Annotated in this window: 9 protein-coding genes; 4 read left to right on the plus strand and 5 right to left on the minus strand. The window is 47.8% G+C overall.

Features of this window, described 5'->3' with window-relative positions; translation table 11 throughout:
- Nucleotides 1-59 precede the first annotated feature (59 nt).
- The 4 genes from gcvH to ACFS25_RS18340 all read right to left on the minus strand — a co-directional run bounded on the left by gcvH (nucleotide 60) and on the right by ACFS25_RS18340 (nucleotide 11,101).
- Entirely contained in the window at nucleotides 60-443 is a 384-nt protein-coding gene (gene gcvH, locus ACFS25_RS18325) for a glycine cleavage system protein GcvH (protein ID WP_381503923.1), read from the minus strand.
- A gap of 119 nt (nucleotides 444-562) precedes the next feature.
- The gene (locus ACFS25_RS18330) at nucleotides 563-1,624 is read right to left on the minus strand and encodes an aldo/keto reductase (RefSeq protein WP_381503925.1); all 1,062 of its coding nucleotides are present in this window, start codon (nucleotides 1,622-1,624) and stop codon (nucleotides 563-565) included.
- A gap of 61 nt (nucleotides 1,625-1,685) precedes the next feature.
- Nucleotides 1,686-9,302, minus strand: a complete 7,617-nt coding sequence (gene sov / locus ACFS25_RS18335) for a T9SS outer membrane translocon Sov/SprA (protein WP_381503926.1) — start codon at nucleotides 9,300-9,302, stop codon at nucleotides 1,686-1,688.
- A gap of 308 nt (nucleotides 9,303-9,610) precedes the next feature.
- Nucleotides 9,611-11,101: a cellulose synthase family protein gene (locus tag ACFS25_RS18340; protein ID WP_381503928.1), complete on the minus strand. Its 1,491-nt coding sequence runs from the start codon at nucleotides 11,099-11,101 to the stop codon at nucleotides 9,611-9,613.
- A 206-nt stretch (nucleotides 11,102-11,307) separates the two neighbouring features.
- Between ACFS25_RS18340 and ACFS25_RS18345 the strand changes: the two genes are divergently transcribed.
- The 4 genes from ACFS25_RS18345 (at nucleotide 11,308) to ACFS25_RS18360 (ending at nucleotide 14,415) form a co-directional block, all read left to right on the plus strand.
- Entirely contained in the window at nucleotides 11,308-12,108 is an 801-nt protein-coding gene (locus tag ACFS25_RS18345) for a Rossmann-like and DUF2520 domain-containing protein (RefSeq protein WP_381503930.1), read from the plus strand.
- Between the two features lie 253 nt (nucleotides 12,109-12,361).
- Nucleotides 12,362-12,799, plus strand: a complete 438-nt coding sequence (locus ACFS25_RS18350) for an RNA polymerase sigma factor (protein WP_381503932.1) — start codon at nucleotides 12,362-12,364, stop codon at nucleotides 12,797-12,799.
- Between the two features lie 11 nt (nucleotides 12,800-12,810).
- The gene (locus ACFS25_RS18355; RefSeq protein ID WP_381503934.1) at nucleotides 12,811-13,320 is read left to right on the plus strand and encodes a hypothetical protein; all 510 of its coding nucleotides are present in this window, start codon (nucleotides 12,811-12,813) and stop codon (nucleotides 13,318-13,320) included.
- A 69-nt stretch (nucleotides 13,321-13,389) separates the two neighbouring features.
- Nucleotides 13,390-14,415 carry a WD40/YVTN/BNR-like repeat-containing protein gene (locus tag ACFS25_RS18360; RefSeq protein ID WP_381503936.1) on the plus strand — a complete coding sequence of 342 codons (1,026 nt, stop codon included), beginning with the start codon at nucleotides 13,390-13,392 and terminating at the stop codon, nucleotides 14,413-14,415.
- 68 nt (nucleotides 14,416-14,483) lie between these two features.
- On the opposite strand, the gene ACFS25_RS18365 is transcribed toward ACFS25_RS18360, so the two are convergent.
- On the minus strand, nucleotides 14,484-14,942 hold the full coding sequence (locus ACFS25_RS18365; RefSeq protein WP_381503937.1) for a nuclear transport factor 2 family protein: 459 nt from the start codon (nucleotides 14,940-14,942) through the stop codon (nucleotides 14,484-14,486).
- Between the last annotated feature and the right edge of the window lie 136 nt (nucleotides 14,943-15,078).

Consider the following 15,078-nt stretch of genomic DNA (forward strand, 5'->3'; position numbering starts at 1 on the left):
GAAGTCATTATTTAAAAAAAAGGCTCCGTGAGGAGCCTTCTGGTTTAAAGTACAGTTAATCAGGCTCCCACTAACTCCCGGTAGGCATCGGCAGTTAGCAAGTCCGCCTGCTGAATTGCTCCAGCGGGCTTCAGTCGAACAATCCAGCCTTCGCCATAGGGATCGCTGTTAAGCAGTTCAGGTGATTTCTCGATGGCCGGGTTCAGTTCCAGAACTTCACCTTCAATCGGCAGAAACAAATCCGATACGGTTTTAACGGCCTCAACCGCGCCAAACACATCACCTTTTGCAAGCGATTGGCCGACGGTATTAACATCAATGAAGATAATATCACCCAATTCGTTTTGTGCAAATTCAGTAATACCAACCACGGCTGTACCGTCATCTTCTATCCGAATCCATTCGTGATCCTCCGTATAGCTCAGTTCTGCAGGAAAATTCATTGTAGGGAAATTGATTTATGGCTACAAAATACGGTAGCAAGGGCCGCATTTGCAAACTGTTAGACGGCAGGTAAGCCGTTTATGCTACTTATCGACTTGTTGGCGGCTTTCCAGTCGCATTACTTCGCTGTTACTGCCGACTGATTTGGCGAGAAGTTGTGAACTCCCATTCGGTCGTTGCCCTGCCGCTGAATCATCCATTGTGGATAAGGCTTAGGCGTGGCACTGATTTCGTCGAGTTGCTCAAGTTGTTCAGTCGTTAAACTCAGATCAACAGCCTTGATATTGTCCAGAAGCTGATCTGTATTTTTTGCGCCAATGATTACACTTGTAACGCCCGGCTTGGCCAATACCCAGGCCAGTGCAATTCGTGCTACTGATACGCCATGAGCTTCGGCAATAGACTGCATCGCGTCAATGATATCGTAGGCGTGTTCCTGATTTACCGGTGGAAAATCGAAACTTAGCCGACGTGACCCATCTTCAGGTTTATTATCGCGGGTGTATTTGCCCGACAGAAAACCGCCCGCCAGTGGACTCCAGGGCAGAATAGCCATTTGCTGATCCTGTACCATGGGTACAATCTCATTTTCGAGGTCACGCCCGGCAATGGAATAATAATTTTGGGTCGAAACGAACTTGGTCCAACCGTGCTTATCGGCAATTCCGTTAGCTTTCATAACCTGCCAGGCCGCCAGGTTCGAGCAACCTATATAGCGCACTTTTCCACTTCTGACTACGTCTTCCAAACCGCGCATGGTTTCTTCCAGGGGCGTTATGGGGTCAAACCCATGAATTTGATACAGGTCAATATGGTCAGTTTGAAGGCGTTTCAGACTACCTTCTATCTGTTGCATAATTTGCAAACGGCCCAAACCAACCTGGTTTTTACCTTCGCCCATCCGTCCCCGCACTTTAGTGGCAATTACGAGGTCATCCCGCGATAAGCCCAGCGATTGAATCGCCTGACCGAGTAACCGTTCTGACTCACCAAATGAGTAGACGTTGGCGGTATCGATGAAGTTTACACCATTATCGATAGCTGTTTTAACAATCTCATTAACGGCGTTTTGCTGAAGTTCACCCATGGCTTTCCAGTAGCCGCTGCCGCCGAAGGTCATCGTGCCGAGGCAAATTTCGGAGACCAATACGCCGGTGTTACCGAGCGAGTTATAATTCATGTTATTTCGATTAGTTTTCGTTACGTCAACCGGCAAATGACTAAGATTGTTGATAATCCTTTTACTCCGCCAGATTAAATTTCACCTGCACACCACCCGACGTAGTAGCCCGGCGGAATGAGTTCGACACAAGCGGATCATTGAACGTTCGGTCGAAGTAAAAGTTAAAATTCAACCGACGGTTAACGATATAACTCACCTGTGGGCGCAGTTGGAAATTTACATTACCAGCCGTAATAATCTGCTCGGCATCCAGCTTACGCTGAATGGCCCGCGTATCGCGCAACGTGAGGTTACAGGAGAACGTCAGGTCATTTTTCAGCTTCTTGTAGGCCCCGTTTATTCGGAACGGAATACGCACGTTTTGCCGGGTGAACCCTACCGAAGCAGTTAAATCTTTGTTGGTCAGTTCGGCCACCTGCGAGTTGGACAAACTCAGTGCGACATCGCGGCTTTGGTTGTATTCCAACCGACCGCTGATTCGGCTCTTGGTCTGAAACTGCACGCCAATCATCGGGGCAAACTTCTCCGACATGGTAATGGTGCTCATGGCAAATACCGGCACAAATTGGCCCACCTGATTGATAGCAGCCGCCATTGGATACCCCTGCACGGCTAAGTTGACATAAGCCGCGCCATAATCCAGATTTGAGATGAAATTACCGACGCTATACGTTGATGAATAGCTGTGGTTAATCGTGAATGCGCTGAACTGTTTCCGAATAATCCCCAAACCCGACAAGCCATTGTAGGCAATTTGCCAGTTCGGAAGGGGAAAATTATAGAAGGGCGATAATTGCGCTTTGTCTACAGGCTGACCGCTGTAAGCGGCAAAGAACGCCGGTATCAACACATCCTGCGATGTTTTGTCGTACTTGCCTTTCCCTTCAGAATTAGCTTTCGTAAGCTTATCGATGAAGAAATCCCGGTAGCTCTCGAATCTGTCGAAAATAGGTGATGTGTTATCCCCCCGCAAGCCGATGAACGCCGTTCGGAACGACCAGAACGACATACTGAATTGTCCATTACGCACCGCCGAATAGGTCTCGAACGGTCCACCCTGCGAACCCGGACGGAAGTACTCCTGATACGCATCCGTACGGTCGAGACGCCAGTTTATCTGCATCCGAAAATCCTTGAACGGCTCTAACGTTGTACTGGCCGTAAACTTCTTCGTGATGTTCTGCTGAAAGGCAGTATTGAGCACCGTACTGGGCGAAAGCCAGCCTTTGTTGGCAGCTTTATAGGCAATATTATGGTCCTGACCGCCCAACACAAAACCAAGCCCCGGCGCATTATTCTGATCTAACCCGAAGAAGGTCGGTGTTGGCAAGAAACCGGGTAGAATCGTAGACTCCTGCACCGTATAGGAGAAATTAATTCCGCGTACGGTAAGCAAAGCCCGCGTAAAGTTTTTCAATACGGTGTTCTCACTACGGACAATATCTTCGATGTCGCCAGGGTTGCGGGCAAAGTTCTTGCGAATTGGTGAGGGTGTATTGGCAAAGCGCAGATAACGAATTTTATTATACAGCCGAATTAAATCGACCCGCCCCGTAATACCCCGTTCGCGGTTGTTTCGTATGACGTTACCGAAGGGTACGCCCAGCGAATCAGTAACGCCGTAGGAATTGGCCTGAAACTGGTAGCCCACTCCATAAATGGCATCGGCGGCAATCCAGTCGAGCAATGGAATTTTGTCTAAGGGAAGTCGATACGTGGCCCGGATATCCTGCACGAAATTTTTCATTCGTCCTAGATGTTTGATACTGCTAATAATCGAGTCACGCTTAGACTGCGTATTAATATCACCCGCTGGTTCATCGATAATTGCATTGGCCTGCGAATGATACGTCAGCACTAAACTGCGCGTCAGGTTCCAGGTAAGGTCATAATACCGGTTGAACAGAAAATATTTTTCGAACTGCGGCACAATTCCATTGGTCGTCAAATCTGAGGAACGGAGTTGCGTTTTAATAAAACTACGATCCATATCGGTACGAATCGAAACCAACGTAGGTAGCAAAGTCAGGTTAAAATCCTTGAGCCAGCGTAAGTACGGAGCCTCAAACGACGCAACGTTTCGGAAGGGTTCAAGTGCCTTGGGTTGGCTGCTATATGTATAAGAAATACCACCCCGGTGTTGCTGCTGAAGGTACTCCTGCGTAAGAATGTTAGTTCGTTTGGCATCATTAAACGCATAGGTAAACGCAAAGTTCTCAATATCCCAGAAGTGGGCTACAGCGTTCGGGTTGGTTTTTACCTTTCTAACATTAGAGAAATTATACCCCCGGCGTGTTGTGTTATCCTGAACCAACCGGCGGTAACTGTCCCGCTCAGATTCAGGCTTCGTCGAAAGCGAGGTTTCTAGTGGGGTATCGGGGTCCAGCGGGTCAAAATGCGGGTTCACATTCCGGTGGTCGTAATTGACATACAGGGGAATACGAAGTCCCCAACCGGCAGGCAGAAACTTATCGACCGCCAGAGCCGATGAAAGACCGAATTCGGATGTTGTTTCAAGGGCCCGTTCGCCGATGCGCGTTTGTACCCCCCCAAAGCCAAAGGTGGTTATACGACCCGAAGCCGTTAGCGTGCCAATGTCGGCCAGTTTCATGCTCAACGCGCCAATGGCCGCCATCCCTGCATGTTGATCGTACCCGTACGCCCGCAGTTCGTCTACCCAAATGGTAAACGTTCTTGGCCGTTCGCCATCGCCGGTAATTTTCGGATTACGAACACCAACCATGATCGACTGCACCGAACTCAAATCAGGGCTTCCCACCACTGTCAGCAGATACCGTCCATTGGCCGACAATTCTGTGTACGGCAGCGATGTTCGACGAGTGAATTGCCGGTTACGATTGGCTTTTAGGGTAATGAGTTCATCAAATGCCAAATCCAGTTCATTGGCAGTAGGCCAAATCAAAGCAGCATCCGACGTGTTGGCGGGAGTACCTATCAGATTAGGTATCTCAATTTCGTAGTAGTTGTCGGTATAATCCGTCCCAAGACGCACAAACGTCGATACCCCCGGTAAACTTTCATTGTCGGGGTTGTGCATGTGAACGAACATCTTGAGCCGCTCCCGAAACAGGAGATTGAAATTGGTGTTACGGAACGCCCCACGCGAGTCGCCATCACGGAGATTCGTCACGCTAAGCCGCATCGACTGCTCGTTCAATTCCACAACGTTTGGCTGCGTATAATCGCGGTCACGGACGTATCCCGGCGGCACGGAATAAATGTATTTATCGCCACCCTGCACGTTGGTTTGCGTGCTGCTGTTTTCCTCGACGTTTACCGTTGAGACGGTAAAGTTGGCGTCGTAGGGTTCGGGTACTTCCTGCAATCCGCGTTGCGTCAGGTCGCCAGTGTATTTGCGGTACTGGTTGGCTTCCATCTGTAATTCGGCAAACCGCAACACTACCGGCTCGGCAAAATCGGTCAGGTACATTCGCATAAAGCGCATGGATTTGAAGCCGTTGATGCTGCCTACTTTACGCAATGGCTCCCGAATCGGAATTCGAAACTGGTACCAGTTGACAACTCCACCGGGTGCGCCTTTGGATGGTACCGACACCTTATCGACAATGTATTTCTGACCGACTTCCAGCTTACCCTGGCGCAAGTCTACTTCATATTCGTAGTAGGCTTCGTTGTCGTTGATGGTATTGTCAATATTGAGGTCTTCAATATCGGGTAGGGTCGATGAAGCGGGCGTCAGATACTGGTTGGCATTGGTATTTTCGGGCGAGTTATTTTCCATACCCATAAACCGCTTGTAGCGCGCCACAATGTACTTCTGTTGATCTGCCTTATCGCCCAGATAGAATATAAAATCATCACCAGAGGGATCTTGCTGAATGTCTGCCAGTGCATTTGGGTCTGTTACCCGAGTCTGAATTGCTCTTAGATACGGCTGAAAAAACTGCTGTTCCGACGTAACGCCGACTGGAATAGTTGGCTGACTACTTAGTCCGTCTAAACCGATATCCTGCCGGTCGCGAACACCAGTCTGGAACGCATTCGTAACAAACTGCTGCGTTGGCGCTTTCCCCCAGTTCGTCGTTGCAATACCCCCAACCCGAGTATTGGCCGTATCAGCACTGATGGGAAATCCATTCTCAAACTCATACCGCCCATCTTTTATAACGTCTTCCGAAATATCACCGAGGTTGAAAATCAGCTTACCCCCCGACGTATTGTTTATGTTTTTATTGTCATCATTACTGCCACGCACTACCCCAGCCGATCCCGGTACGAATGGGTCCATCAACCAGAACGTCACGTTTTCGATGTTGGCATTATCGAAATCAATATCCGAAGCAATAGCCCGCGTTACGGCCCCGAAGTTTAGCCTCGGATTAGGTAGATTCCCATTAGCATCCAGATTGGTATTGTAGTTGTACATACCCCGTTCGCTCGGGAAGTACGATACGTCCAAGATACTTTCGGGCAACTGTACTACTCTGGCCGACCGACCCGGAAACAGATCCTGTGGTAAAAACGGGCGCTCATATACGTGGGCATTGACATCGTCTAGATCAATATTTGAGGCCACACCCAGGGTTCCCGTTGAACCAAAAATACTAGGGTCAACCGTATAAACCGAAATTCGGGCGCGGTTATAGGCAAACGGCAGCGGATCCGAAAACGCCCCCTGCGGAAACTGTTGCGGAGTAGCGCCCAATCGCCAGCGTGTGGGTTGGCGGGTCAGATCAAAAATAGTACGAGCTGCTTCAAAATCATCTAAATAGCTTTCATTTCGCGCTTTAGGGTTCGTGCCGGGAAGCAGTTGGGCCACTTCGGCGTTGACCTGCACAGTAGACATTTCTTTCGTCTGCACACCGGGTAAGGCATCCAGAAAGCGCGTCAAACCAGGCGAATCTTTGCGAATGTTGGCGTTCAGACCAAGAATTGTGTTGTTGACGGGTTCATTGCCGAGGGCCACACGGGTCAGAAAACCAGCGGGTGTCTCTTTCATATGCATGGCCGTCAACCCAATGCTAATGTCTCGGTTAATAGCATAATCTAAACGGGTGCCGATCAGCGTTCGGATCTGATTCTGGAATAAGTCAGGCTGCTCATAACTTATCCGAATCTCCCGACCAGAGTTGGTTACACTCTCGTTTATAATACGCAATCGACCAATCTGCGCTTCGAGGACATAGTCTTGTCCGGCTACCAAAGGCACACCACCAGCCGTTACCGTAACCGATTGCTCATTAACGCCGTAAGGCAATTGTACCTCGGCACCGTTTCCCGATTGAAAAGACCCTTTCAGGAAGAACTTATTTTTATCCGCAATTTGCTGAGCATCAGTCTGGGTACCCCGGTAAAGCTGGTCGAAAACGTACTTGGCTTTCAGAGAGGCATCATTGCCAAGTCTAGTGGCCAGATACGCACCAAATGGCTCCAGCGTTGGAAAAATGACCTTACCGTATCGACTGTCAATAGTGAGATTCTCGACGTAATCGAAATTACCATCGGGTTGGGCATCCAGCTGCTGGTTAAGCCGATCCATACCGAAAACCTGCACCAGAGGTATATTTTGAATGGCTCCTTCCTGAAGGTTCGGGTTGTCAATACCCGTCAGGTCGTCTTTGTAAATAATCCGCAACTGAAACCCCTGCCGTGTAATTTGTGCCGTGTTGAGTGAGTAAATGTTTTTCATCATCAGATTCCACATCGGCAACTGGAGGTTGTTGCGCAGGGTGGCTGACTTCAGCAGTTTCAGCACCAGCACCTCGTCGTCTTTGCGAGACTGGTAATCTTCTGTCAGTTCACCAACTTTATAGCGTCGGCCCTGGTACGTGTATTCATAAGCAACTGCCAGAATTTCATCGTTGCGCAGGGGTGTTACGAGCGAAATATACCCTAGGTCAGGCTGAAGTTTATATTCACGGTCGGTCAGGCGTTTGGCCCCGCGTAAAAGGTCGTAATCAGTACCTTTCGCCAGTTGATACGTGCCGGTCAGAATATCATTTGTTCTGTCTACCTGCCGCAACGGATTAGCGGTGTTAGCGGTCAGTTTGTTATAGAGACTATTGGTCGCATTGTCGGATGGGGTTCGGTTATTACGCGAAAAGGGCGGCAAGTTCGGGTTTGTCTGGCTGTAGGGATTCCCTTCGCCTAAATCCTGAAAACCAACAATATTGCGCAACGATTCGGTGGTGTTGGTGCGGTTCGTCACGTACACCTCAACGCGGGTTACGTTGACCCCCGATGTAACTTGAGGTAGTGTTTTCAGCGATGACTCGTAGTTGGCCCGGAAAAACTGTGACAGAAAAAAGTGGCGATTTTCATCGTACTGATCGGCGCGAATCTCAAACGGGCGGTTAGAAGTGCCGCCCCGTAGCACGATTTCATTCTTGCGCGACCGCTGCTGCGACGCGACCAGCGTTGCGTTTAGTTTACCGAACCGCAATTGGGTTTTAATACCAAATAGATTTTGTACGCCCGGAATCAACTGACTGTTTACCGCCCAGCTTATATTCCCGACTTCCAGCCCTTGCAAAATATTTTCGTTCTGGGGAGTAAACCCTGGTGTTGTGCCATTCAGGTTTGGAACACCCGGCAGACTAGGGACATTGGGAAGTTTTGGCAGACTCGGTAAACCCTGCCCCGAACCGAGTGCGGGTAAACCACCTCCTGGTTTGTAATTGAGCTTTAGGGCATTCTCAAAATTGAAACTGGCCTTGGTATCGAAGTTGGCTAACACCCCAAGTTTCTCGCCAATCTTACCATTAAAATTAATAGCTATCTGTTCGTTAAACAGGAAGTTACCATTCCGGCGTTGCCGTACAGGAAGAACTGGATTATCGATAAATTGATAGAGGTAGCCAAAATCAAGTGTTACGAAGCCGTTAGGTTTAAAGTCTACCTCACTACCCCCAAAAAGTCGGTCAATAATGGGAGGCAATTCCAGTTTTGGAACCAATCCACGCCCACTCAACGCACTTTGCCCATCACGTTTAGCACTAGACTCGCGCCATATATTCTGCTCAACACGCTGGGTTTGGAGTTGGTTGAAAGTTGAAAACGGGATTGTTTCAGCGGGTCGATACGGCAAGCCAAACTGCGATGGCGGTAAAACCGACACTGGCTGAGTAGGCGAATTTGTACCCGTTATAGACGTACCAGATGCAGTTGGTGTAATGTCTGTTCGACCCTGCACATTGTTGGCTGTTGGCGTACCCGACAGCGACACGCCTGCCCGCACTCGTTCTGTAACACCAATTCGCCCGTCGGGGCCAAGCCGAAAGTCGGTCGAAACACCTTTAGGATCACGTAGAATAAACGGTGATTTTGACGGTCGCTCAGAGAAGCGCGTAGCTCGTCGGTCGGGCCAGTTAACAGTTGGTCGGCGGTTTGCACTGCGTAAGGCTCGTATACTATCGTTCCGATTCTGGATAGCCTGCTTAGTTGAATCGGCTCGCACAATAGCCCGACGACGCGCATCAGCACGGGCAGAATCGGCCGCAGCCTGCTGTCGTCGTCCGGCAGCCCCACGTCGGGCGGGAGGAGTGGCGGGTTGATCTTGCCCTAAACTAATGCCCAGCCCTAACAATAGCCAGCAACCCAGCATCAGCCACCCATTTGGAACAAACAGGATCCTGCTAACAGTGGGGATAAGGTGGCTAAAGACGGTACTGTGAACAAAGTAGGGGTTCACCATTGAGGGTACTTTCAGGTTCAGTATTGGTAGCGTATGGTACGTTCTTCTATCAAACGGGCAAAATCGGAACAATCGTCTAAGAGGAGAGTAGATTTTTTAAGCGACTGTTTTATTTCATTTTGGCGTAGACCGGTAACAAAAGTAGGGATTAAGCGAATTGTATACGAACAAGTAACCCGGCATTGCTAAAATTTTTGGCTCAGCAACGGGTATATGTATCCGATAATCCCACAATTACCACGCCAGACTGCGGTAATGCTAACCCAAATCCGGGTTTTTAGGATTGATTGATAGATGACAGGGATTAATCAGGAAGGCACTGATACCGGACGACTTACAGCCTGAATAAGTGAATAGATGGTGACCATGCCAAAGCCGACCATGAGCATAATATGAAGAAAGAACATACGGAAGTCCTGAATGTAGATTGCCAGCACAAGACCGCCCAAAAAGTACAATGCCAGCATCCCTTCCGCAACGGTTAACCAACTTATCCGGCGGCTTATATATTTATTAGCGGCCCAGCTATCGGCGGCTGTTTTAACATTAAACTTTGGCGTCCGCACAAACGGCGTTTTCCGCCCCATATACCCTTCAATGACGGCAATCGTATTATGCAGCGATAAGCCCATCATAAGCGATGAGTACATTGGAAAATACCAGGCTAGTTTGGCTCTATTGGCACCCTTCAAAAACCAGACAGGAATACCGTAGAAGGTGATCAGAATTAACAGGTTGAACTGAAACAGATTAATGACCACAAATACCCATTCCCATTCGGGGTGCTGGCTGCGAATATAGATCAGCGGCACGCTCATAACACCCAGGATCAGGACCAGAATAAACGTTGCGCTACTAAAGAGATGAAAAAATGCGTGCAGTTTCATTGTGAATGAAACCTCCGGCGTTTTAAGCACACTCACAAATAGTTTTCGGGCGCATTCGGCGGCTCCTTTCATCCAACGATATTGCTGAGACTTGAGGGCGTTCATCGCTACGGGTAATTCGGCGGGGGAGCCAACATCTTCACGATAAACGAATTTCCAACCCCGCAATTGAGCCCGGTAACTCAGGTCTAAATCTTCCGTTAGCGTGTCACTTTGCCAGCCGCCCGCGTCGATAATAGCTGCTTTACGCCAAACGCCCCCGGTGCCGTTAAAATTTGCCAGCAGTCCGGCAGCGTACCGACCACTCTGCTCGACGGTAAAGTGAGCATTCAACCCAAATGCCTGTAACTGAGTGATAAGCGAAAAATTTTCGTTTAGGTGTTCCCAGCGAGTTTGGACAATGCCTACTTTCGGATCGGTAAAGTGTGGTACTGTTTTTAGCAAAAACTCGGGATCAGGCACAAAGTCGGCATCGAAAATGGCTATAAACTCGCCTTTAGCTATCGTTAGTCCGTACCCCAATGCACCGGCTTTAAACCCTTTGCGTTCAGGGCGTTGGATGTGTTCAATGTTAAACCCAAGCCGTTTATACTCCGCTATTTTTTTAGCAATAATCACTACAGTTTCATCACTCGAGTCGTCTAGAAGCTGAATATCGAGTTTATCTTTTGGATACTGTATTTGTATAACGGCGTCAATCAGGCGCTCAACTACATATAGTTCGTTATAAACCGGTAACTGAATGGTTACTCGAGGGAGTGTTTCCGGCGAAATTCCGATTACTGACCGGGCAAGTTCCCGTCGTTTCTTTTCGGAACGCAAGTAAATGATTATTAAGCTTAATTGCCCACAGTTATACACGAACAACAGTATTAATGCCATTGCGTATAGTATCAGGACCAAAATTTCCATATGGATGAAGACGAGGCTTTTCTAACGTATGCTTCTTAATTCTAAGAGCTTAGTAGATTGAGTAGCATAAGTAACTAGTTGGATAAGCAAATAGTTGGAAAGAGACCGGTTTACTTAGGCAACGTAGCAAGATAGCTTTGTCAAATTTTCTGTGCGGTAAACACGGAATACAACTCTGATTTAATCAAAATAGCCTATACTTGAGCATGGAAATTTCGTTTATCGGTGCGGGCAATCTCGCCTGGCACCTCGCCCCGGCTCTCGAGAATGCTGGTCATCATATCAATGAGGTGTACAGCCGCCAGCTTCAACATGCCCGCCAGTTGGTCAGTAACCTATACGATGCCCACACTCATTCGGAGTTAAATTTTGCCGACAGTCCGTCGAGATTATTCATCTTGTCTGTCCCTGATGACGCGCTTGAGAGTGTTTGCTCTCAGTTAGTATTACCCGAAAACGCCGTTGTTGTGCATACATCGGGCGCTCGATCACTTCAATCGCTGGAGCGGTGGATGTCCGTTTATAGCGATGTTCCGGTTCGGGTGGGCGTTTTTTACCCGCTCCAGACATTTACTCAAGGGCAATCTTTTATGCTTTTCGACGAGGTTCCAATCTGCATCGAAGCCGTCGATGGCGTTACAGAAGATGCGCTGGTTCAATTGGGACAGGAGATTAGTGATATTGTATATATAATTACCTCCGAAGAACGCCGAACGCTACATGTTGCCGCTGTTTTTGCCTGTAATTTCACTAATCACTTACTCACTCTCGCTCACGACTTAGCCACTCAGGATGGACTGGACTTCGACCTGCTTCGGCCACTGATTACCGAAACTTTTCGTAAGGGGTTAGCAGCGTCAGATCCGGCTACTGTTCAAACAGGTCCGGCTCGCCGGGGCGACATGACAACTATCGAAACCCATTTGACATACTTAAGCAATCAGCCAAAACTGTCGGAGATTTATCTACTGTTGACTGAAAGTATTCGACGGCAATACAGTCATTAACTAGTGAAGTAACCTTTACATACGAGCACAAGTGTATGCTGAACAGATGAAAAACGGACCATTTAATTAATATATGTTTACGTTTTTATTTATTCGATACAAACAATAACACATTTTAATAAATTGCATTACTTAATATATGAGTATAGATAACCGATAGCTTAACTAGATAAATTCAGAGATATAATCTTAGCGGGTCACTGCATATAACAAACAATCATTGTTGCTTGGTAAATGTAATGATATGGATGAAATGAAACAGGTATATAAACAACCTACTTCTCAGGAAGTTATCAGGCAGGCAGATCATTTAGCGTTGTATGACCGGTACGGTTCAATGGCATATGGCCTCATTTTACAAATTATTCCAGAGCCTGACTTAGCTCAGGCCGTATTGGTTGACTTATTCACCTCACCCCAACTGAAATCATATGCTGAGACCCCGTCTCAGGTCGCTGGTGAAATCATTCGATTAGCGAGAAATAAAGCGCTTATTGCCAAACCAATTCACACCACTCCATCGTTATCAATACCAGTTTCTACAACGAACGATAATACAGCAAAACTCGTTTTCGATTTATCCTTTTGCCAAGGATACACACCGGAAGCAATTGCAGAAAAGCTCCAACTATCTCGTACAAACGTGTTAAAGTCTATCTACACGTATTTTAAGCAGCTTCGTTCGTCTTAATTGCCTCGACCTTGAAGACCTATCATTATTTAAAAAGCGGTATTCTGGAAGCGTATCTGTTAGGCTTGACTACAGAAAAAGAAAAGCAGGAAGTAGAGAACCTTCTGTCTACAGATACAGATGTGTTAGCTCAGTTGAACGAACTCGAAACAGCCATGGAAGAGTACTTCCTGGACAATGCTGTACCTCCCCCACCAGGTGTTCGGGAAGCTATTGAATTACGCATCAGCGCAACAGAAATCAAGAAGTGGGAAACCATAAATGGTACTGATTCCAACTCAAAATCAACTAGCTCCCGCTCCACAGAGCCATCTTATGTAGACGTCGAAGTTGACAACACGCATATTCGGGTTCATAAGAATTGGCGTGCTGCTTTCATCGCCGTGTTTATCCTATCCAAAGTATTTCTGGTTCTTGGGCTTTACTACTATTTTAAATCGAGTAGTCAGGAACAGGAAATTATTCGTCTCAAAGCCAAAACGGAACAAGCGGCACCAATTCCTCGCAGCGTAACCCCGTAAGAACATAATCAGATTGATTAGCTGGATTTCATCAGTAAAATTAACCATTTTGCAGCTAATTAATTCTCGATGAAACAGTTCATAGTTAATCTTACTTATTGCCTGTGCTTTAGCCTGCCTGCTTTTTCGCAATGGCAACATCGAGCCGTTAATACCGATGCCAGTTTCCGGGCGGTCAGCGTTGCCGGGCCTGATATTGCCTGGATCGGCGGTACAAAAGGCACCTTTCTCCACACAATTGATGGAGGAAAATCCTGGCAAACCGGTACTGTTCCTGATGCTCAAACCTGCGACTTTCGCGATGTGCAGGCTATTGACGCTCAAACTGCCTACCTCATGAGTGCCGGACCCGCCGAGAAGGGACAAGCCCGATTATATAAAACTATCGATGGCGGTAAAAACTGGGCACTCCTTTACCAAACCCAACAACCGGGTGTATTTTTTGATGGTATAGATTTTTGGGACGACCAACACGGTATTGTTTTTAGTGACCCTATTGACGGTAAATGGTTCATTCTGACAACCGACGACGGTGGCAAAACATGGCAACCCGTACCATCGGCTGCCCTTCCCCTCATGGAACCCAATGAAGCCGCGTTTGCCGCCAGCGGAACCAGTCTCGTTGTTCAGGGCAAGCGAAATGTCTGGATTGCGTCGGGCGGGGCATTGTTCGGGCGTGTATTTCGGTCTACTGATCGAGGCAAAAGCTGGGCCGTCAGCAACACTCCACTACCGGGTGGCGACGCTACCGGGCTGTTCGGTATGCGCTTTTTTAGCAACAAAATCGGTCTGGTTGTAGGCGGCAATTACAAGCAGGAACAACAACCCGGCCCAAATACAGCCATTACACGCGACGGGGGGCAAACCTGGCAACTGCTCGCACAAACAGATCCACCCGGCCTGAAAGAAGCCGTTGCCCTATTGTCCGGCGACCGTTTGCTTACTGTTGGTCCGTCAGGAACGAGCTTATCAGCCGATCAGGGTCAAACCTGGCAACGACTTGATACCGACGGTTTCCATTCGGTTGCCTGCGCCAAAGGCACTTGTTACGCTGTTGGAGCCAAAGGCAAAGTGGCGGTACAACGGTTTAAATGAACGACCCATCAGTTATAAGATGAACTCTAGCCCTAGAAATGGGCTGATTCGTTAACCAGCAGTCACCCTCACAGACACTTCCGTCGTGTATCGATGATTGTATGTATTTTCCAGACACCCCCAATTTTGACCAGGGTGAACGCATTGACTCCGCAGTGACGCTGCTGGCCGTCATAATAAAATGAGTAAGGTGTCCAGGCGGTAGCGAGTTCACCATCAATTTTGATATCCATTCCTGACAATCGCTCATCTAATGCCCCAGCTTTAGCCTTGCCTACAGAGCTGATAAATTTTCCGATAGCGTCTTCCTGTATAGATACGTTACCTTCTTTATTGGCAACGGTTTGCAGCCGGGCCGAAGGCGTAAAAAGTTCTTTCAGCATCGTTGAATCCGCTTTTTTCATGCCATCAAAGAGCTTATTTACGGAGGCTCGTACAGCAACATCCTCTTTGCCTGATTCGGCTGTAGTTGTCTGGGCAAGAAGAGGACACGTGATTAAACTAAGTAGTAAAGCAAGTTTTTTCATACTAAAATAGTAGTTTTAAATTTGTACTGATGGCTAGTTAAACGACACAGGAGCAATAATGTCAAGCGGCTAAACCTAGCTATATACTGTCCAATCTGCACTTGCTCAAACTTACTAAAACATTTTGTACGTTTAT

This window comes from Spirosoma flavum (assembly GCF_042686045.1).
GTDB lineage: Bacteria > Bacteroidota > Bacteroidia > Cytophagales > Spirosomataceae > Spirosoma > Spirosoma flavum.